Annotated in this window: 21 protein-coding genes and 3 tRNA genes; 20 read left to right on the top strand and 4 right to left on the bottom strand. The window is 70.2% G+C overall.

Features of this window, described 5'->3' with window-relative positions:
* Nucleotides 1-79 precede the first annotated feature (79 nt).
* Entirely contained in the window at nucleotides 80-1,504 is a 1,425-nt protein-coding gene (rox, locus tag QNO09_RS32815) for a rifampin monooxygenase (RefSeq protein ID WP_283973872.1), read from the top strand.
* A 134-nt stretch (nucleotides 1,505-1,638) separates the two neighbouring features.
* The gene (locus QNO09_RS32810; protein WP_283973871.1) at nucleotides 1,639-1,851 is read left to right on the top strand and encodes a hypothetical protein; all 213 of its coding nucleotides are present in this window, start codon (nucleotides 1,639-1,641) and stop codon (nucleotides 1,849-1,851) included.
* 26 nt (nucleotides 1,852-1,877) lie between these two features.
* Here QNO09_RS32810 and QNO09_RS32805 read toward each other — a convergent pair whose 3' ends face one another.
* Together QNO09_RS32805 and QNO09_RS32800 are read right to left on the bottom strand one after the other, a co-directional pair.
* Nucleotides 1,878-2,534, bottom strand: coding sequence for an NAD(P)H-binding protein (locus QNO09_RS32805; protein ID WP_283973870.1), 657 nt, complete (start codon nucleotides 2,532-2,534; stop codon nucleotides 1,878-1,880).
* A 64-nt stretch (nucleotides 2,535-2,598) separates the two neighbouring features.
* Nucleotides 2,599-3,855, bottom strand: coding sequence for an amidohydrolase family protein (locus QNO09_RS32800; protein ID WP_283973869.1), 1,257 nt, complete (start codon nucleotides 3,853-3,855; stop codon nucleotides 2,599-2,601).
* A 237-nt stretch (nucleotides 3,856-4,092) separates the two neighbouring features.
* Here QNO09_RS32800 and QNO09_RS32795 point away from each other — a divergent pair.
* The 9 genes from QNO09_RS32795 (at nucleotide 4,093) to QNO09_RS32755 (ending at nucleotide 9,236) form a co-directional block, all read left to right on the top strand.
* Nucleotides 4,093-4,165: transfer RNA gene (locus QNO09_RS32795), tRNA-Thr, on the top strand.
* A 46-nt stretch (nucleotides 4,166-4,211) separates the two neighbouring features.
* Nucleotides 4,212-4,284, top strand: a tRNA-Met gene (locus QNO09_RS32790).
* An 88-nt stretch (nucleotides 4,285-4,372) separates the two neighbouring features.
* Complete coding sequence (rpmG, locus tag QNO09_RS32785; RefSeq protein WP_003948671.1) at nucleotides 4,373-4,537, top strand: 50S ribosomal protein L33; 165 nt, start codon at nucleotides 4,373-4,375, stop codon at nucleotides 4,535-4,537.
* 102 nt (nucleotides 4,538-4,639) lie between these two features.
* A complete protein-coding gene (locus tag QNO09_RS32780; RefSeq protein ID WP_283973868.1) occupies nucleotides 4,640-5,092 on the top strand; it encodes an FAS1-like dehydratase domain-containing protein in 453 nt (150 codons plus the stop codon).
* Nucleotides 5,093-5,097: 5 nt separating this feature from the next.
* Nucleotides 5,098-5,526 carry a MaoC family dehydratase gene (locus QNO09_RS32775; protein WP_031141254.1) on the top strand — a complete coding sequence of 143 codons (429 nt, stop codon included), beginning with the start codon at nucleotides 5,098-5,100 and terminating at the stop codon, nucleotides 5,524-5,526.
* A 112-nt stretch (nucleotides 5,527-5,638) separates the two neighbouring features.
* Nucleotides 5,639-6,208 (top strand): TetR/AcrR family transcriptional regulator, encoded by a 570-nt coding sequence (locus QNO09_RS32770; RefSeq protein ID WP_283973867.1) that lies wholly within the window; start codon nucleotides 5,639-5,641, stop codon nucleotides 6,206-6,208.
* 92 nt (nucleotides 6,209-6,300) lie between these two features.
* A complete protein-coding gene (locus QNO09_RS32765; protein ID WP_283973866.1) occupies nucleotides 6,301-7,737 on the top strand; it encodes an MFS transporter in 1,437 nt (478 codons plus the stop codon).
* A 31-nt stretch (nucleotides 7,738-7,768) separates the two neighbouring features.
* Nucleotides 7,769-8,170: a DUF3291 domain-containing protein gene (locus tag QNO09_RS32760; protein ID WP_283973865.1), complete on the top strand. Its 402-nt coding sequence runs from the start codon at nucleotides 7,769-7,771 to the stop codon at nucleotides 8,168-8,170.
* 10 nt (nucleotides 8,171-8,180) lie between these two features.
* Nucleotides 8,181-9,236 carry a UDP-N-acetylmuramate dehydrogenase gene (locus QNO09_RS32755; RefSeq protein ID WP_283973864.1) on the top strand — a complete coding sequence of 352 codons (1,056 nt, stop codon included), beginning with the start codon at nucleotides 8,181-8,183 and terminating at the stop codon, nucleotides 9,234-9,236.
* 667 nt (nucleotides 9,237-9,903) lie between these two features.
* On the opposite strand, the gene QNO09_RS32750 is transcribed toward QNO09_RS32755, so the two are convergent.
* On the bottom strand, nucleotides 9,904-10,935 hold the full coding sequence (locus tag QNO09_RS32750; RefSeq protein ID WP_283973863.1) for an adenosine deaminase: 1,032 nt from the start codon (nucleotides 10,933-10,935) through the stop codon (nucleotides 9,904-9,906).
* A gap of 131 nt (nucleotides 10,936-11,066) precedes the next feature.
* On the bottom strand, nucleotides 11,067-12,293 hold the full coding sequence (locus QNO09_RS32745) for a pyridoxal phosphate-dependent aminotransferase (RefSeq protein ID WP_283973862.1): 1,227 nt from the start codon (nucleotides 12,291-12,293) through the stop codon (nucleotides 11,067-11,069).
* Between the two features lie 306 nt (nucleotides 12,294-12,599).
* Here QNO09_RS32745 and QNO09_RS32740 point away from each other — a divergent pair.
* The 9 genes from QNO09_RS32740 to rplL all read left to right on the top strand — a co-directional run bounded on the left by QNO09_RS32740 (nucleotide 12,600) and on the right by rplL (nucleotide 18,615).
* Nucleotides 12,600-12,672 (top strand) — tRNA-Trp (locus QNO09_RS32740).
* A gap of 108 nt (nucleotides 12,673-12,780) precedes the next feature.
* Nucleotides 12,781-13,065, top strand: coding sequence for a preprotein translocase subunit SecE (gene secE / locus QNO09_RS32735; protein ID WP_215119482.1), 285 nt, complete (start codon nucleotides 12,781-12,783; stop codon nucleotides 13,063-13,065).
* 80 nt (nucleotides 13,066-13,145) lie between these two features.
* Complete coding sequence (gene nusG, locus QNO09_RS32730) at nucleotides 13,146-13,970, top strand: transcription termination/antitermination protein NusG (protein ID WP_283973861.1); 825 nt, start codon at nucleotides 13,146-13,148, stop codon at nucleotides 13,968-13,970.
* A gap of 171 nt (nucleotides 13,971-14,141) precedes the next feature.
* On the top strand, nucleotides 14,142-14,576 hold the full coding sequence (gene rplK / locus QNO09_RS32725) for a 50S ribosomal protein L11 (RefSeq protein WP_003992325.1): 435 nt from the start codon (nucleotides 14,142-14,144) through the stop codon (nucleotides 14,574-14,576).
* A 76-nt stretch (nucleotides 14,577-14,652) separates the two neighbouring features.
* The gene (rplA, locus tag QNO09_RS32720) at nucleotides 14,653-15,378 is read left to right on the top strand and encodes a 50S ribosomal protein L1 (protein ID WP_283973860.1); all 726 of its coding nucleotides are present in this window, start codon (nucleotides 14,653-14,655) and stop codon (nucleotides 15,376-15,378) included.
* Nucleotides 15,379-15,505: 127 nt separating this feature from the next.
* Nucleotides 15,506-16,360, top strand: coding sequence for an SCO4651 family lipoprotein (locus tag QNO09_RS32715; protein WP_283973859.1), 855 nt, complete (start codon nucleotides 15,506-15,508; stop codon nucleotides 16,358-16,360).
* Nucleotides 16,361-16,453: 93 nt separating this feature from the next.
* Nucleotides 16,454-17,278, top strand: coding sequence for an SCO4651 family lipoprotein (locus QNO09_RS32710; RefSeq protein ID WP_283973858.1), 825 nt, complete (start codon nucleotides 16,454-16,456; stop codon nucleotides 17,276-17,278).
* Nucleotides 17,279-17,586: 308 nt separating this feature from the next.
* On the top strand, nucleotides 17,587-18,117 hold the full coding sequence (rplJ, locus tag QNO09_RS32705) for a 50S ribosomal protein L10 (RefSeq protein ID WP_283973857.1): 531 nt from the start codon (nucleotides 17,587-17,589) through the stop codon (nucleotides 18,115-18,117).
* A gap of 114 nt (nucleotides 18,118-18,231) precedes the next feature.
* Nucleotides 18,232-18,615: a 50S ribosomal protein L7/L12 gene (rplL, locus tag QNO09_RS32700; protein ID WP_030839722.1), complete on the top strand. Its 384-nt coding sequence runs from the start codon at nucleotides 18,232-18,234 to the stop codon at nucleotides 18,613-18,615.
* Nucleotides 18,616-18,838 lie beyond the last annotated feature (223 nt).

Here is an 18,838-nt window from a genome sequence, read left to right as displayed (position 1 = left end):
GGGGCCTTGCGACAAGGCCCCCGGGGTGCCGCAGAATCCTCGGCCTGAAGCCGGAAACCGGCGAGAACCGGGGGATGTCGTGATCGAAGTGATCATCGTCGGCGGTGGTCCGACCGGGATGATGTTGGCCGGGGAGCTGCGGCTGCACGGCGTGCGGGTGCTCGTGCTGGAGAAGGAGGCGGAGCCGGCCCCCTACGTGCGTGCGCTCGGTCTGCACGTGCGCAGCATCGAGGTGCTGGACCAGCGCGGTCTGCTGGAGCGCTTCCTCGCTGAGGGCAGCAGGCACCCGGTCGGCGGCTTCGCCGGCCTCACCAAGCCGCCGCCCGGCAGGCTCGACACCGCACACGGGTACGTCCTCGGTATCCCGCAGCCCGTGACCGACCGTCTGCTGGCCGAGCACGCCGCCGAGCTCGGAGCCGAGATCCGGCGCGGCTGCGCGCTGGCCGGGCTGAGCCAGGACGGCGACGGTGTGACCGCCGAGCTGGCCGACGGCACGCGGCTGCGCTCCCGCTACCTCGTCGGCTGCGACGGCGGCCGCAGCACGGTGCGCACACTGCTCGGCGTCGGTTTCCCCGGTGAGCCCTCCAGGGTCGAGACGCTGCTGGGCGAGATGGAGCCGGCCGCGTCGCCGCAGGAGCTGGCGGCCGTGACGGCCGAAGTCCGCAAGAGGCAACTCCGGTTCGGCGCCATGCCCGTGCGGGACGGGGTGTACCGCGTCATCGTGCCCGCCGAGGGAGTGGCCGAGGACCGCACGGTTCCGCCGACCTTCGAGGAGTTCAAGCGGCAGCTGCGGAAGTTCGCCGGCACCGACTTCGGTGTGCACTCGCCGCGCTGGCTCTCCCGCTTCGGTGACGCCACCCGGCTGGCCGAGCGCTATCGCGTCGACCGGGTCCTGCTGGCCGGCGACGCCGCGCACATCCACCCGCCGACCGGCGGGCAGGGGCTCAACCTCGGTATCCAGGACGCGTTCAACCTCGGCTGGAAACTGGCCGCCGAACTGCGCGGCTGGGCCCCGGAAGGACTGCTGGACGGCTACCACACCGAACGCCACCCGGTGGCCGCCGCCGTGCTGGACCACACCCGTGCGCAGATGCACCTGTTGTCGCCCGAGCCGGGGCCGCGGGCCGTGCGCCGGCTGATGGGGGAACTGATGGACTTCGAGGAGGTGAACCGGTACCTGATCGAGAAGACCACCGCCATGGCCGTCCGCTACGACGTCGGCGAGGGTCACGAACTGCTCGGACGGCGGCTGCGCGACGTGGCGTTGCGGCGGGGCCGCCTCTACGAGCGGATGCGCGGTGGTCGCGGACTGCTGCTCGATCAGACCGGCGGACTGTCTCCGGCGGGCTGGGCGGACCGGGTCGACCACCTCGTCGACGTCAGTGACGAACTCGACGTGCCCGCGGTGCTGCTGCGACCGGACGGCCATGTGGCCTGGGCCGGTGACAACCAGCAGGACCTGCTCGACCGGCTGCCGAGGTGGTTCGGAAGGGCAACCGGCTGAGCGGCCCCGGTGGTCCGGCCGGGGCGGGGGTGTGCGAGGCGACCGTACGCTCCCGCCCGTCCTGACCGCCCCGGAGAGGGCGGTCGCCGCAGGGGAGAGGCGTGGCAGGGCCGCTTGCGCGGCACACTGGCTCCATGTCCTCCCGCCGCAGGATCTGCCCCGAGTGCCGCCGCGAGATCGCCGTCGTCGCGGGGCGGTACGCGCGCCACGACCCGCCCGGCGCCCGCGAGCACGGTGAACTCACCTCGTGTCCGGGCTCCCGCCGCCAGGCCCGCCCGGGCCCCGAGCAACCGTCCCTCGACGGCTACACGGTCCCGGACTTCCCCGGCCAACTGCCCCTGTTCTGAACCCGTCGAGCGGCCGGCCGCGAACCTCAGTTCCCAGCGACGGACTTCACCGCGACGGACACCGGTGCGGACCCGCTGATCAGTTCCAGGGTGAGTCCGGCCGTCGCCGAGGTGTCCACCAGCTCCGCCAGTACGGCGGCCACGTCGTCGCGCGGAATCGGGCCGCGGCCCGTCCGCGCCTCCAGGCGCACCAGACCGGTGCCGGCGTCGTCGGTGAGCTGACCGGGGCGCAGGATCGTCCAGTCCAGAGCGTCCAGCCCGCGTACATACGCGTCCGCCTCGCCCTTGGCGCGCAGGTACACGTCGAAGATCTCGTCGCCCTGGTGGCGCGGGTCGGCGCCCATGGACGACACGATCACGAACCGCCGTACGCCCGCCGCAACAGCAGCGTCGGCGAAGAGGACCGCCGCGGCCTTGTCCACCGTGTCCTTGCGGGTCGCCCCACTGCCCGGGCCCGCGCCCGCCGCGAAGACCGCGGCGTCGGCACCCCTCAGCCGCTCCGCGACCTCGTCCACGGACGCCGACTCCAGGTCGAGCACGACCGGTTCGGCACCGGCCTGTCGCAGATCGTCGGCCTGCTCGGGCTTGCGGATGATTCCCGCCACTTCGTCCCCGCGCGCGGCGAGCAGCCGCTCCAGCCGCAACGCGATCTGACCATGACCACCAGCAATGACAATGCGCATGCCTCCGACCGTACGCCCGGACGGCACCGCGCGCCGCGCGACACCGGCCCCGCTCCGCCACCGCTTACGGCACTTCGCCCCGCCCCTGCCGCGGCAGCCCCAGTTCCACCGAGGCCGCCGAACTGCAGTACTCCCGCACCGCGCTGGTCCGCGCCACCACGCGCCCCTGGTGCACGACGATCCGGCTGTACCCCAGGGACAGCACCCCCGACAGCCGGTCCCCGCGCACCGCGAGCAACTCGGCCGGAAAACCCGCCTCCACCCGCACCTCGGGCAGCCCCAGCACCGCCCGTGCCGAGGAACTCACCCCGTCGTACGCCTCCTCGGGCGACAGCCCGTAGCGCGAGGCCAGCAGGAAGGCCGCCTCCAGGGGATCACCGCGCCCCACCGGGTTGGACACGTCCCGCAGCGCCCCGCTCCCGGCGGCCACCCGCACCCCGGCCGCGCGCAGCAGCCGTACCGGGGCCGCCCCGCGCCGGTCGACACCGCCGCAGCCGCCCTGTGGCAGGCACACCACCGCCACCCCGGCCGCCGCGAGCTGGTCGGCGGTGCGCGAGGCCACGTCGGACGGCAGCCGGCCGAGGTCGCCGCACGGGCTGAGGGTCACCCCGGGGCGCAGTCCGCCGGCCATCGCCGCGAGCCGGGCCAGCCGGGCCGGATCCGCGGCGTCCGTGTGCAGGTCGACGGGGCAGCCGTGCTCGGAGGCCACCTCCAGGACGGCTTCCGCGTAGCCGGTCGGGTCCGGGTCCAGGTCCGGCCGCCCGCCCACCACCGAGGCGCCCATCTTCACCGCGTCCCGCAGCATCGCCAGCCCGTCCGCACCGGCCACCCCGGTCAGCACCCGGGGCATCGCCACCGTCGTCAGCTCCGCCAGCCCCCGCAGCGCCCGCCGCGCCCCCAACACGGCCGCCAGCGCGCCGAGCCCCTGGACGTCGCCCACGCGCACGTGCGCCCGCGTCGCCGTCGCCCCGTGCCCGAGCTGGAGCAGCGCGGCCTCGGTGGCCCGGCGCTGCACGTCCTGCGGCTCGTACGAGACGGGTCCTTCGGTGGCGGCCGACAGGGCGGTGTCGGCGTGGGCGTGCGGCTCGGCCGGGGCCGGCAGCAGCAGATAGCCGCTGAGGTCCACGCGCGCGCCGCACGCGCGCGGTGCGCCGGTTCCCAGACTGCCGGCCGTGCCGACCGCCTCGATGCGCCCGCCGCCCAGCCGCACGTCCACGGTCCGTCCGTCGGTGAGTCGCGCTCCGCTCAGCAGCAGCGACGACGGGTCGGCCGGACCCGGCGAGGACGACGGGGGTGGTGGCTGCGGCCGGCTGTCGGGCATCGCACTCCAGGGGCTCGGGCTGCGCGCGGGAGGACGCGTGATCACGCAGAGTGAGACGAGCCTAGGACGGCCTTTGGCCCGGGACGGGGAGGAGCGCAATAGTCGTACCGGCGTGGTCCGCTCTTGCGACGGGAGGCACTGACGAGGCTGCCGGGAGGACGGTCCGGGCGCCCGGGGTGGGTGCCTCGAAACGGATTTGGGCGAACGGCGGCCGAGCGTGTAATGTCTTCATCGCTCGCCCCAATAGCTCAGTCGGCAGAGCGTCTCCATGGTAAGGAGAAGGTCAACGGTTCGATTCCGTTTTGGGGCTCTGGTGTGACTGGTTCCCGTCGCGAGACGGGGTCCTGACACATCAAAGCGGTGTAGCTCAGTCGGTAGAGCAAGCGGCTCATAATCGCTGTGTCACCGGTTCAAGTCCGGTCACCGCTACTGACAGTAGCCGATTGCGGGGTCGGTCCTTCGATCGGCTACTCTTCTTGCGTTAAACAGTCCATCCGTTCGTCTTAGGAGCACTCACGTGGCTGCCACCGACGTCCGCCCGAAGATCACGCTGGCCTGCGTGGAGTGCAAGGAGCGGAACTACATCACCAAGAAGAACCGGCGTAACAACCCGGATCGCCTTGAGATGAAGAAGCACTGCCCGCGTTGCAATGCGCACACCGCGCACCGCGAAACGCGATAAAAACAGGCTCGTACACGAGGCCGTTCCCGAGATGATCGGGGGCGGCCTCGTGTCGTTGAGGGGCCCGTACCGGTCAGTAGAGCTACCAGGAGGTACCGAGCCATGGCGCTCGACCAGTCCTTCGTGGGGCGGACGTACCCGCCCACCGCGCCCTACGAGGTGGGCCGCGAGAAGATCCGTGAGTTCGCCGAGGCGGTCGGCGACGCCAACCCGGCGTACACGGACGCGGAGGCCGCCAAGGCACTCGGTCACCCCGACGTGATCGCCCCGCCGACCTTCGTCTTCGCGATCACCTTCAAGGCCGCGGGCGAGGTCGTCCAGGATCCGCGGCTCGGCCTGGACTACAGCCGCGTGGTGCACGGCGACCAGAAGTTCGCCTACCGCCGTCCGGTCCGCGCCGGCGACCGGCTCACGGTCACCTCGACGATCGAGGCGATCAAGTCCCTCGCGGGCAACGACATCGTCGACATCCGCGGTGAGGTGCACGACGAGGCCGGCGAGCACGTCGTGACCGCCTGGACCAAGCTCGTGGCCCGCGCGGCCGAGGGGGCGTGAGCGACATGACCGCGAAGATCTCCTACTCCGACGTCGAGGTCGGCACCGAACTGCCCGCCCAGACCTTCCCCGTGACCCGCGCGACCCTCGTCCGGTACGCGGGCGCCTCCGGCGACTTCAACCCGATCCACTGGAACGAGAAGTTCGCCAAGGAGGTCGGCCTGCCGGACGTCATCGCGCACGGCATGTTCACCATGGCCGAAGCGATCCGCGTGGTCACCGACTGGGCCGGCGACCCGGGTGCGGTCGTCGAGTACGGCGTCCGCTTCACCAAGCCGGTCGTCGTCCCGAACGACGATCAGGGAGCCGTGATCGAGGTCGCCGGCAAGGTCGCCGCCAAGCTCGACGACAACACCGTCCGCGTGGACCTGACCGCGACCAGCGCCGGGCAGAAGGTGCTGGGCATGTCCAGGGCGGTCGTCCGACTGGCCTGAGGCCGGCCGCGACACGGTGTAGGGGGCGCTCTCCACTACGGGGCGCCCCTTACACGTAGGGCGCCCGGAGCCGCGCTTGACATGGTTAGTGATTGAGCACTAACTTGTGGGCATGGCAAGGATGAGCGCGGAGGAGCGGCGCGAAAGCGTGATCCGGGCGGCGACGACCGAGTTCGCCCGCGGCGGTTACCACGGCACCTCCACCGAGGCGATCGCCCGCCGGGTCGGCGTCTCACAGCCGTACCTCTTCCGGCTGTTCCCGGGCAAGAAGGCGATCTTCCTGGCGGCGGCGCAGCGCTGTGTCGAGGATTCCATCCGTACCTTCGAGGAGGCCGCTGAGGGCCTGGAGGGCGAAGCGGCGCAGCATGCCATGGCGAACGCGTACACCAGGGTCATCGCGGAACGGCCCGAACGGCTGATGATGCAGATGCAGATGTACGTCGCCGTGGCGGCCGCCGAGCAGGAGGGTGACCGCGAGTTCGGTGAGTCGGTCCGGGCCGGCTGGATGCGGCTGTGGGACACCGTCCACGTGCCGCTGGGCGCCGACGCCAAAGAGACGACGACCTTCCTGGCGTACGGAATGCTCATCAACTGCCTGCTGGGAATGGGCTTTCCTCCCGAGCACCGCGTCTGGGAGGGCCTGTACCCGTCGGCGAAGCTCACGGGCCGGCTGGAGGCGTGACGGGGGAAGGGTGCATCGACGCGCCTTTCCATGCCCGACAAGGTTAGTGATTAATGACTAATTGCTCGGCGAATCACCTCTCTGGGGGAGAGATGTCACAGCGGACCGCACATCGCGGGGGAGCCGCCTGGGCCCTCGTCATCACCAGCGTCGCCGGATTCATGGCGGCCCTCGACAACCTCGTCGTCACCACCGCCCTGCCCTCCATCCGCGAGGACCTCGGCGGAGGACTGCACGACCTGGAATGGACCGTGAGCGCCTACACGCTCACCTTCGCCGTCCTGCTGATGTTCGGCGCCGCCCTCGGCGACCGCTTCGGCCGCCGCCGGCTGTTCATCGCCGGAATCACCGTCTTCACCGGCGCCTCCGCCGCGGCCGCCATGGCACCCGGCATCGACTCCCTCATCGCCGCCCGCGCGGTCCAGGGCGCCGGCGCGGCCGTGATGATGCCGCTGACGCTCACCCTGCTCACCGCCGCCGTGCCCGTCGCCAAGCGCGGCATGGCCTACGGCATCTGGGGCGCTGTCAACGGACTCGCCGTGGCCTCCGGGCCGCTCGTCGGCGGCACCCTGACCGAACACATCTCCTGGCAGTGGATCTTCTGGCTGAACGTCCCGCTGGGCCTGGTCCTGCTGCCGCTCGCCCGGTTGCGACTCGCCGAGTCCCACGGCACCGGAGCCCCGCTCGACGTCCCCGGCACCCTGCTCGCCAGCGGCGGCCTCTTCGGCATCGTCTACGGCCTGGTCCGCGGCCCGGCCGACGGCTGGACCTCCTCCCTCGTCCTGACGGCCCTGTTCGCGGGGTCGGCCCTGCTCGCCGGGTTCGTCCTCTACAGCACCCGCGCCAAGAACCCCATGCTCCCGATGCGGTTGTTCCGCTCCCGGGCCTTCGCCGGCATCAACGCGGCGAGCCTGCTGATGTTCCTCGGCATGTTCGGCTCGATATTCCTGCTCAGCCAGTACATGCAGGGCGTCCTCGGCTACTCGCCCACCGAGGCGGGCCTCAGGATGCTGCCCTGGACCGGCATGCCGATGCTCGTCGCCCCCGTCGCCGGCATCCTGGCCGACCGCATCGGCGGCCGCCCGGTCGTCGCCGCGGGCCTCTTCCTGCTGGCCCTGGGCCTCGGCTGCATGGCGGTGGTCGCCACGGCCGACGCCTCCTACACCGCCCAGCTGCCCGCCCTGATCATCAGCGGCATCGGCATGGCGCTGTTCTTCGCCCCCGCCTCGCACCTGGTGATGTCCAGCGTGCGACCCTCGGAGCAGGGCATCGCCTCCGGCGCCAACAACGCCCTGCGCGAGGTCGGCGGGGCGCTCGGCATCGCCGTCATGGCGTCGATCTTCGCGGCCCAGGGCGGCTACGAGACCGGCCAGACCTTCGTCGACGGCATGCGGCCGGCCCTCGTGACCGGCTCCGCGGTGGTCGCCCTCGCGGGCATCGCGGCCCTGCTGACACCGACCCGGCGGCACCCGGAACCGCAGGCGCGGACAGCCGAACCCGCACCGGCGCCGGAGACAGTCTCCCCCTGACCCCGACGAACCCGAGCAAGGAGAAGCGGCCATGCCCACCCTTCCCTGGACCGTCCCGAACACCCCGCCCCGCGACACCGAGGTGCACGTCTTCGCCTCCCGCTTCGAGACCCGCACCCTGTGGGGCGCCCTCAGGTTCCTCGCCGGTACGCCCGCCGTCTGGCGGCAGATCCGCCGCAGCCCCGGCGCCTACGGGGCGACCCTGAAGGCGCGGCCCCTGAAGCGGACCTTCTGGACCCTGTCGGCCTGGGAGTCCGAGGACGCGCTCCACGCCTTCGTCCGCGCCGGTGCCCACGGCCCCGCCTCCCGGGGCCTGGCCCCGCAGATGAGGGACTCGGCCTTCACCACCTGGCAGGTGAACAGCGAGGACCTCCCGCTCTCCTGGCCGGAGGCACTCCACCGACTGCCCGACCCTGTCAGTGCCGTCTCGTAGTCTTGAGCCCGTGCAGGAACTCCACGACGCCCCCCTCGCCCCGTTGACGACCTTCCGCCTGGGCGGCCCCGCGACCCGGCTGGTCACCGCGACCACGGACGACGAGGTGATCGCCGCCGTCCGCGAAGCCGACGAGGCGGGCACCCCGCTGCTGCTCATCGGCGGCGGCTCGAACCTGGTCATCGGCGACAAGGGCTTCGAGGGCACCGCCCTCGTCATCGCCACCAAGGGCTTCTCCCTCGACGGCACCACGCTGGAGCTGGCCGCGGGCGAGGTCTGGACCGACGCCGTCGCGCGCACGGTCGAGGCGGGTCTGGCCGGCATCGAATGCCTGGCCGGCATCCCCGGCTCGGCGGGCGCGACACCGATCCAGAACGTCGGGGCCTACGGCCAGGAGGTGTCCTCGACGATCACCGAGGTCGTCGCCTATGACCGCCGCACCGGCGAGACGGTCACCCTGGCCAACGAGGACTGCGCCTTCTCCTACCGCCACAGCCGCTTCAAGTCCGACCCCGAGCGCTACGTCGTCCTGCGTGTCCGCTTGCGCCTGGAGGACGCCGAGGGCCTCTCCGCACCCCTCCGGTACGCCGAGACGGCCCGAGTGCTCGGCGTGGAAGCGGGCGACCGCGTCCCCCTCGCCTCGGCCCGCGACACCGTGCTGAAGCTGCGCGCCGGCAAGGGCATGGTCCTGGACCCCGAGGACCACGACACCTGGTCGGCCGGGTCCTTCTTCACCAACCCGATCCTCACGGACACGGACTTCGCGACGTTCCGGGCACGCGTGCGCGAGCGGCTCGGCGACGGGGTGGAGCCGCCCGCGTACCCGGCCGGCGAGGGCCGCACCAAGACCTCAGCGGCCTGGCTGATCGACAAGGCGGGCTTCACCAAGGGCTACGGCGACGGCCCCGCCCGCATCTCCACGAAGCACACCCTGGCCCTCACCAACCGGGGCAGCGCCACGACGGAGGAACTCCTCGCCCTCGCCCGCGAGGTCGTGACCGGCGTCCAGGAGACCTTCGGCATCACCCTGGTCAACGAGCCCGTGACGGTGGGGGTCAGCCTGTAGCCCCCGGCGGCGCGGGGTGCTTCCCCCAAGCTCTTCGAGCAGTGGGACCCCCATCGCCCCTAGCGGCACGCATATCCGCAGCGGGGGCGGCCCGCGCCCGCGTACGGCGAGAAGGGGCCGTGTCGGGGGGTGTCCGCCCGCAGCGGTTGGCGCGTCAACGCGAGTGAGTCGGCGTCCGACCCCATCGCGCCGTTCCGAGGACGGACACCCCCCGGCGCGGCCCCGACCCACACCCCGCGCCAGGCGAAGGCGGCACCCCCACCCGGCGTGAGGCGCGGAGGCGCACCGCCCCACCTGGCGTGAGGCGAAACGGAAGCGCACCACTCCCACCCGGCGTGAGGCGCGGAGACGCACCGCCCCACCCGGCGTGAGGCGCGGAGACGCACCGCCCCACCCGGCGTGAGGCGAAACGGAAGCGCACCACTCCCACCCGGCGTGAGGCGCGGAGACGCACCGCCCCACCCGGCGTGAGGCGCGGAGACGCACCGCCCCACCCGGCGTGAGGCGAAACGGAAGCGCACCACTCCCACCCGGCGTGAGGCGCGGAGACGCACCGCCCCACCCGGCGTGAGGCGAAGGCGAAGCGGAAACCCACACCCCCACCCGGCGTGAGGCGAAGGCGAAGCGGAAACCCACACCCCCACCCGGCCCCAAGCGCAGACGCGACCTACGCAGCCAGCCAGTCGTCCACCCCCGCCAGCAGCTTCGTCTTCACATCCTCCGGCGCCGCCGACCCCCGCACCGACTGCCGGGCCACCTCCGCCAGCTCCGCATCCGTGAACCCGTGATACCGCCGCGCGATCTCGTACTGCGCGGCGAGACGTGACCCGAACAGCAGGGGATCGTCCGCACCCAGCGCCAACGGCACGCCCGCCTCGAACAGGGTCCGCAGCGGCACGTCCTCCGGCTTCTCGTACACCCCCAGTGCCACGTTCGACGCCGGACACACCTCGCACGTCACCTGCCGGTCCGCCAACCGCTTCAGCAGCCGCGGATCCTCCGCCGCCCGCACCCCGTGCCCCACCCGGTTCGCCCCCAGGTCGTCCAGGCAGTCCCGCACCGAGGACGGACCCGCCAGCTCGCCCCCGTGCGGCGCCGACAGCAGTCCGGCCTCCCGCGCGATCGCGAACGCCCGGTCGAAGTCCCGCGCCATCCCCCGCCGCTCGTCGTTCGACAGCCCGAAGCCGACCACACCCCGGTCGGCGTACCGCGTCGCCAGCCGCGCCAGCGTCCGCGCGTCCAGCGGGTGCTTCATCCGGTTCGCCGCGACCAGCACCCGCATCCCGAGCCCGGTCTCCCGCGACGTCGTCTCCACCGCGTCCAGGATGATCTCCAGCGCCGGGATCAGCCCGCCCAGCCGCGGCGCGTACGACGTCGGGTCGACCTGGATCTCCAGCCAGCCCGACCCGTCCCGCACGTCCTCCTCCGCGGCCTCCCGCACCAGCCGCTGGATGTCCTCCGGCGCCCGCAGACACGAGCGGGCCGCGTCGTACAGCCGCTGAAAGCGGAACCAGCCCCGTTCGTCCGTTGCGCGCAGGCTCGGCGGTTCCCCGCTGGTCAGCGCCTCACTCAGCGCGTCGGGCAGCCGGACGCCGTGTTTGTCGGCCAGTTCCAGCACCGTCGAGGGCCGCATCGACCCGGTGAAGTGCAGGTGCAGATGGGCTTTCGGCAGCTCAGAGACATCACGTACACGCTCCATCCCAGGATCCTGCCGTACGTCCCGGCCGTCCCGGTAGCCGTTTCCCCTTTCGTGGTCTTGCTCGCACAAACAAATGGGGCACATACCGAAAACGGCATGTGCCCCAAGCCGGAGGACCGGCGAAGCGGACGTCAGTCCCGCGCCTCCGCCAGCAGCTTCTGGATCCGCGAGACACCCTCGACCAGATCCTCGTCACCCAGCGCGTACGACAGCCGCAGGTAGCCCGGCGTGCCGAAGGCCTCACCCGGTACGACCGCGACCTCGGACTCCTCCAGGATCAGCGCGGCCAGCTCGACGGTGTCCTTGGGCCGCCTGCCCCGGATCTCCTTGCCGACCAGCTCCTTCACCGACGGGTACGCGTAGAAGGCGCCCTCCGGCTCCGGGCACACCACGCCGTCGATCTCGTTCAGCATCCGCACGATGGTCTTGCGGCGCCGGTCGAACGCCTCGCGCATCGTCGCGACGGCGTCCAGGTCACCGGAGACGGCGGCCAGCGCGGCGGCCTGGGCGACGTTGGACACGTTCGACGTGGCGTGCGACTGCAGGTTCGTCGCGGCCTTGACGACGTCCTTCGGGCCGATGATCCACCCCACGCGCCAGCCGGTCATGGCGTACGTCTTCGCGACACCGTTGACCACGACGCACTTGTCGCGCAGCTCGGGCAGCACCGCCGGCAGCGACACGGCGGAGGCGTCGCCGTAGACCAGGTGCTCGTAGATCTCGTCGGTCAGCACCCACAGGCCGTGCTCGACGGCCCAGTGGCCGATGGCCTCGGTCTCGTGCTCGCTGTAGACCGCGCCGGTCGGGTTCGACGGCGAGACGAAGAGGACGACCTTCGTCTTCTCGGTGCGGGCCGCCTCCAGCTGCTCGACGGTCACCCGGTACCCGGTCGTCTCGTCGGCGACGACCTCCACCGGGACACCCCCGGCCAGCCGGATCGACTCCGGGTACGTCGTCCAGTACGGCGCGGGCACGATGACCTCGTCGCCCGGGTCGAGGATCGCGGCGAAGGCCTCGTAGATGGCCTGCTTGCCGCCGTTGGTGACCAGGATCTGGGAGACGTCCGGCTCGTAGCCGGAGTCGCGCAGCGTCTTCGCGGCGATCGCGGCCTTCAGCTCGGGCAGGCCGCCGGCCGGCGTGTAGCGGTGGAACTTCGGGTTCTTGCAGGCCTCGATCGCGGCCTCGACGATGTAGTCCGGGGTCGGGAAGTCGGGTTCACCGGCGCCGAAGCCGATCACCGGCCGCCCTGCGGCCTTGAGGGCCTTGGCCTTGGCGTCCACGGCGAGGGTGGCGGACTCGGAGATCGCGCCGACTCGGGCGGAGACCCGGCGCTCGGTGGGAGGGGTTGCAGCGCTCATGGGCCCCATCGTTTCAGACCGGAAACGTGCGCGGCACGGGGGTTTCACAGACTGAACAACGTCGGGCAAACCCGTGAACAACAGTGCGGATCGCCTGCACTGCCTGGGCGATCTTCGCAGGATTCCCGTCAGCCCGGCCCTCGCTCCCCAGGCGATCTTCCGCCAACGTGCCCTGCGCCGCGCCCATTCTGTTCGACGACCGGCCGCCGAGCACGTACACTCTCACCTCGTTGGCCTTCAGCAGGCCGCGCCCGTCCGGTGCACACCAAGCATCCGGATGAATGCGGTACGTTGGGGGACACACAAAGGGTCGTAGCTCAATTGGTAGAGCACTGGTCTCCAAAACCAGCGGTTGGGGGTTCAAGTCCCTCCGGCCCTGCTACACACTCCATCGCCAGGATGTGTGCGCATGTACGTACAGCAATGCACCGCCGTGCGGCTCAGACCGGGCGCGGCACGGCCACGACCCGGAATCAGGTGAGGACGAGTGACGGACGCCGTGGGCTCCATCGACATGCCTGATGCCCAGGACGAGGCGCCGGAGTCCAAGAAGGGCCGCAAGGGCGGCAAGCGCGGAAAGAAGGGCCCGCTGAAGCGGCTCGCCCTCTTCTATCGCCAGATCGTCGCGGAGCTGCGCAAGGTCGTCTGGCCGACCCGCAACCAGCTGACGACCTACACGACCGTGGTGATCATCTTCGTCGTCATCATGATCGGCCTGGTCACCGTGATTGACTATGGGCTCAGCAACGCCGCGAAGTACGTGTTCGGCTGAGCAGTCCGCGAAGAGCGCCGAGGTACCCGGCGCTCCTTTCGCATGTTCCACCCCTATGTATCCAGGAAGAAGCAGCCACCGTGTCTGACCCGAACGTGAACGACGCCATCGAGCCTGTCGAGTCCGTCGAGGACGAGCTCGACACCGTCGAGGGCGCGGACAGCGAGGACACCGAGGCCTCCGCCGAGGTCGAGGCTGCCGACGCCGTCGCGGACGACGCCGCCGAGGCGGAGACCGAGGACGACGAAGAGGCCGCGGAAGAACTCGAGGAAGAGCCCGAGGACGACCGCGACCCGATCGAGAAGCTCCGTGAGGAACTGCGGGTCCTGCCCGGCGAGTGGTACGTCATCCACACCTACGCCGGCTACGAGAACCGCGTGAAGACCAACCTGGAGCAGCGCGCCGTCTCGCTGAACGTCGAGGACTACATCTTCCAGGCCGAGGTGCCGCAGGAAGAGGTCGTCCAGATCAAGAACGGCGACCGCAAGACGATCAAGCAGAACAAGCTTCCGGGCTACGTCCTCGTCCGCATGGACCTGACGAACGAGTCCTGGGGCGTCGTCCGCAACACCCCCGGCGTCACCGGCTTCGTGGGCAACGCCTACGACCCGTACCCGCTGACCCTGGACGAGATCGTCAAGATGCTCGCCCCCGAGGCCGAGGAGAAGGCCGCCCGCGAGGCCGCCGAGGCCGAGGGCAAGCCGGCTCCGCAGCGCAAGGTCGAGGTCCAGGTGCTGGACTTCGAGGTGGGCGACTCGGTCACCGTCACCGACGGCCCGTTCGCCACGCTGCAGGCGACCATCAACGAGATCAACCCGGACTCGAAGAAGGTCAAGGGTCTCGTGGAGATCTTCGGCCGCGAGACGCCGGTCGAGCTCTCCTTCGACCAGATCCAGAAGAACTAACCGCTTCTGGACGCACCGCTTCCGAACAGGTCAGGCGATCGCTGAGCGGCCGCCTGACCTGCTCGGTTTTTGGCCGCACATGGATACCCGTTATCGTTGTGCGGTATGCCTCCATCCGGATGATCCGGTTCGGAGGCTGAAAAAACTCTCACTAGGACCCGGAGAGAGCACATGCCTCCCAAGAAGAAGAAGGTCACGGGGCTCATCAAGCTCCAGATCCAGGCCGGTGCCGCCAACCCGGCTCCGCCGGTCGGCCCCGCGCTGGGTCAGCACGGCGTGAACATCATGGAGTTCTGCAAGGCCTACAACGCCGCGACCGAGTCGCAGCGTGGCTGGGTGATCCCGGTGGAGATCACGGTCTACGAAGACCGTTCCTTCACCTTCATCACCAAGACGCCGCCGGCCGCGAAGATGATCCTGAAGGCCGCCGGCATCGAGAAGGGCTCGGGCGAGCCGCACAAGACCAAGGTCGCGAAGATCACGCGTGACCAGGTCCGCGAGATCGCCACGACCAAGATGCCCGACCTGAACGCCAACGACCTGGACGCCGCCGAGAAGATCATCGCCGGCACCGCCCGTTCCATGGGCGTCACGGTCGAGGGCTGAGCCCCAACCCCATCAGCAGAAGTGGCAGGGCCTGCTCGGCCCGGACCACGACTCCTAAGAATCCACAGGAGCAGTAGTGAGCAAGCGCAGCAAGTCCCTTCGCGCTGCGGACGCCAAGGTCGACCGGGAGAAGCTCTACGCCCCGCTCGAGGCCGTCCGTCTCGCCAAGGAGACCTCCACGACCAAGTTCGACGGCACCGTCGAGGTCGCCTTCCGTCTGGGTGTCGACCCGCGCAAGGCCGACCAGATGGTCCGTGGCACCGTGAACCTCCCGCACGGCACCGGTAAGACCGCCCGGGTCCTGGTCTTCGCGACCGGTGACCGTGCCGAGGCCGCTCGTGCCGCGGGCGCCGACATCGTCGGCGCCGACGAGCTCATCGACGAGGTGTCGAAGGGCCGTCTGGACTTCGACGCCGTCGTCGCCACCCCGGACCTCATGGGCAAGGTCGGCCGCCTCGGCCGTGTGCTCGGTCCGCGTGGTCTGATGCCGAACCCGAAGACCGGCACCGTCACCCCCGACGTCACCAAGGCCGTGACCGAGATCAAGGGTGGCAAGATCGAGTTCCGCGTCGACAAGCACTCGAACCTGCACTTCATCATCGGCAAGACGTCGTTCGACGACACCAAGCTGGTGGAGAACTACGGCGCGGCGCTGGAGGAGATCCTCCGTCTGAAGCCGTCCGCCGCCAAGGGTCGCTACATCAAGAAGGCCGCCATCAGCACCACGATGGGCCCCGGCATTCCGGTCGACTCCAACCGCACCCGCAACCTCCTCGTCGAGGAGGACCCGGCTGCGGTCTGAGCCTGACGGCTCACCCAACCGGTCACGGGCCCCGCACCTCTCACAGGTGCGGGGCCCGTTCCCTTTTCCGGTGCGTACGCCGGTGGCCTGGGTTAACGTGCGGGAACCGGATGCGAACGGGGGACGTATGCAGGGCACGACCGTGCACCGTGTGGGCCTGGTGCTCGCGGCGACCGCGTTGACGGGAGTGGCCGCCTGCACCTCTCAGGACTCCTCCGACGGCCCCGGCCACGACGACCGTGCCGGGCGCGGCCGGTCCCCGGCGGCCCTGCGCGCGGCCGAACGAGCCACCGAGCAGGCCGAGTCCGCCCGGGTCGAGTCCACGACGACTATGGGCTCCCTGATGTCCATGACCGCCGCCGGCACCCTCGGCTGGAGCGACGGCATCACCGGTACCCTCACCATCACCTACACCGGCGGCACCATGGCCGACACCATGCGCCGACTGGGCAGCACCTCGATGGAGGCCCGGTACCTGCCCGACGCGTACTACGCGCGGATGGGCGAGAAGTACGCCGAGAAGGCCGGCGGCAAGCACTGGATCCGGTACGCGTACGAGGACCTCGAAGCCCTCACCGGCGGCTCCGGCGGCCGGCTCGGCGACCAGATGCGCAGGACGACGCCCAACCAGTCCGTGAAGCTCCTGCTGTCCTCCGGCGACGTCAGGAAGGTCGGTGAGGAGACCGTCCGCGGCCGGACCGCCACGCACTGGTCCGGCACCGTGGCGGCGGCCGATGTCGCCGACGCCGGCCTGAGGAAGCAGCTCACCGAGGCCGGTGTCACCACCGAGACCGTCGACATCTGGATCGACGAGCGGAATTTGCTGGTCAAGAAGGTGGAGAAGGCGCGGACGGCCACGGGCCCGATGACCCAGACCGCGCACTACACCGACTACGGCGTGAGCGTCCGGGCCGAGCGGCCGCCGCAGTCCGACACCGGGGACTTCGAGGACCTCATGCGCACGCAGTCCGCTGCGCCCTGACCCGCCCATTATTCGAATAGATCGCTTGTGCGCCTGTGGGATAGGCTCGCGGCCTTGCTGTGAAGCAAGCATGTATTCCTTGGGGGGAATCCGATGAAGAAGTCCAAACCTGCCGTCGGCCTGGGCGCGCTGCTTCTCGCCGCCGGTGCCGTCGGCTGCGGTGCCGAGAAGTCGCCGGAGATGACGCCCGCGGCGGCCGTCGCCAAGGCGGCGAAGAACACGGAGGACATCACGTCCCTCCAGTACCGCATGAAGGGCTCGGTTCCCGAGTCCGGCCGCGTCGAGGGCGAGGCGTCCATGCGCCTGAAGCCCACGATCGCCATGAGCATGAAGATGAAGGCGCCCGACCAGGGCGCGGAGAGCGTGGAGATCCGTCTCGTCGACAAGGCCATGTACCTCGGTGGGGGAGCCGAGATGGCCAAGGAGATGGACGGCAAGCGCTGGCTGAAGTTCGACCTGTCCGGCTCCGACGCCGCCAAGGACCTGGACAGGATGGGGTCCACGAGCCAGGCCGAGCAGAACCCGGCGGCGCAGTCCACCTTCCTCACCGGCGCCAAGGACGTGAAGAAGGTCGGCAGCGAGAAGGTCGACGGCGTCGAGACCACCCGCTACTCGGGCACGGTCACCCTCGACGACCTGCGCGCCTCGCTGAAGGACGACAAGGCGGAGACGCGCGAGCAGCGCGAGAAGAGCATCAAGCAGTACGAGAAGCTCGGCGTCGACAAGTTCACGATGGACATGTGGGTCGACGGCGAGGACCACACCAAGCAGTTCCGCATGAAGGGCCAGGCCGACAAGGGCCCGCTCGACATGACGATCACCTTCCTCGACTACAACGAGCCGGTCACCGTGACGGCCCCGCCGGCCAAGGACGTCGCGGACCTGGGTGAGATGTTCAAGGAGCTGGAGCAGGGCTGAACCGCCCCGCGCTGATCAGCCGTACGGGCGGATTTGCTTGACGGCGATCCGTTCCCGTACTCTCCTACAGAAGCCAAAGACCGCTGGTCGTTACCGCGCGCTCATCAGAGGGTGCGGTGGCCGAAGGATCCGCTGAACGGCGGACGACCCGCGCAGGTGACACTGGAGAAGCTCCCGGAATCCGCCGCCTCGTGCGTGCGTGAAGTCGGTCGAGCTACGCCCCGTGCGCTTGCGCCGGGGCGTTTCGTTTTCCCCAGTCCTCCTTCGGGTCCGCGCGGTCCGAATCACCCGGAAGGAGGCCGAGGCTCATGGCGAGGCCAGACAAGGTCGATGCCGTCGAGGAGATGCGGGAGAAGTTCCGCAACTCCAACGCCGCCGTCGTTACCGCGTACACCGGTCTCACCGTCGCGCAGCTCCAGCAGCTGCGTCGTTCACTCGGTGAGAACGCTCAGTACCGTGTGGCGAAGAACACGCTGACCAAGATTGCGGCCAACGAGGCCGGGATCACGACGCTGGACGACCTCTTTGCGGGTTCGTCGGCCGTCGCCTTCGTGACCGGTGACCCGGTCGAGGCGGCGAAGGGTCTCCGTGACTTCGCCAAGGACAACCCCAGTCTCGTCATCAAGGGCGGCGTCCTTGACGGCAAGGCGATGTCCGCCGATGAGATCAAGAAGCTTGCGGACCTCGAGTCCCGCGAGGTTCTGCTCTCCAAGCTGGCGGGTGCCTTCAAGGGCAAGCAGTCCCAGACTGCTCAGCTCTTCCAGGCGCTTCCCTCGAAGCTCGTCCGCACCGTGGACGCGCTCCGTGCCAAGCAGGACGAGCAGGGCGGTGCCGAGTAACTCGGCTCGCATCCCGGCCGCCGCTGCCTGAACGCGGCGACCGTCGCGGGCCACACGTACGCCCGCCTCACATGTACATCCGGCACCTGCCGAATTAGTGGAAGGACCGCCATCATGGCGAAGCTCAGCCAGGAAGACCTGCTCGCGCAGTTCGAGGAGATGACCCTCATCGAGCTCTCCGAGTTCGTGAAGGCGTTCGAGGAGAAGTTCGACGTCACCGCCGCCGCGGCCGTCGCCGTCGCCGGTCCGGCCGGTCCGGCCGCCCCGGCCGAGGCCGAGGCCGAGCAGGACGAGTTCGACGTCATCCTCACCGGTGCCGGCGACAAGAAGATCCAGGTCATCAAGGTCGTGCGTGAGCTGACCTCCCTGGGCCTGAAGGAGGCCAAGGACCTCGTGGACGGCGCCCCGAAGCCCGTTCTCGAGAAGGTCGCCAAGGACGCCGCCGAGAAGGCCGCCGAGTCCCTCAAGGGCGCCGGCGCCTCCGTCGAGGTCAAGTAAGACCCTCGGATCCGTCCGGATCCACAACACGTCCGGCCGGACGTGTAACGCGTAAGCGCGGAAGAGCGATCATCCATCCGGGTGGTCGCTCTTCGGCGTTCTCGGGGGCCGGCCGCGGTTGCCTTGAACCCTTTGTGACGGGGGGTATGGTGATCTTCGTCGTGTCTCCGGGCGGCTCCGGATCGGGCAGGGGGGCCTTGACGAACCGCACGCAGCGCGCAAT

Source organism: Streptomyces sp. 378 (genome assembly GCF_030124145.1).
Classification (GTDB): domain Bacteria; phylum Actinomycetota; class Actinomycetes; order Streptomycetales; family Streptomycetaceae; genus Streptomyces.
Note: the sequence above shows the minus strand (reverse complement) of the source record. Positions and strands in the feature narration are given on the sequence as shown.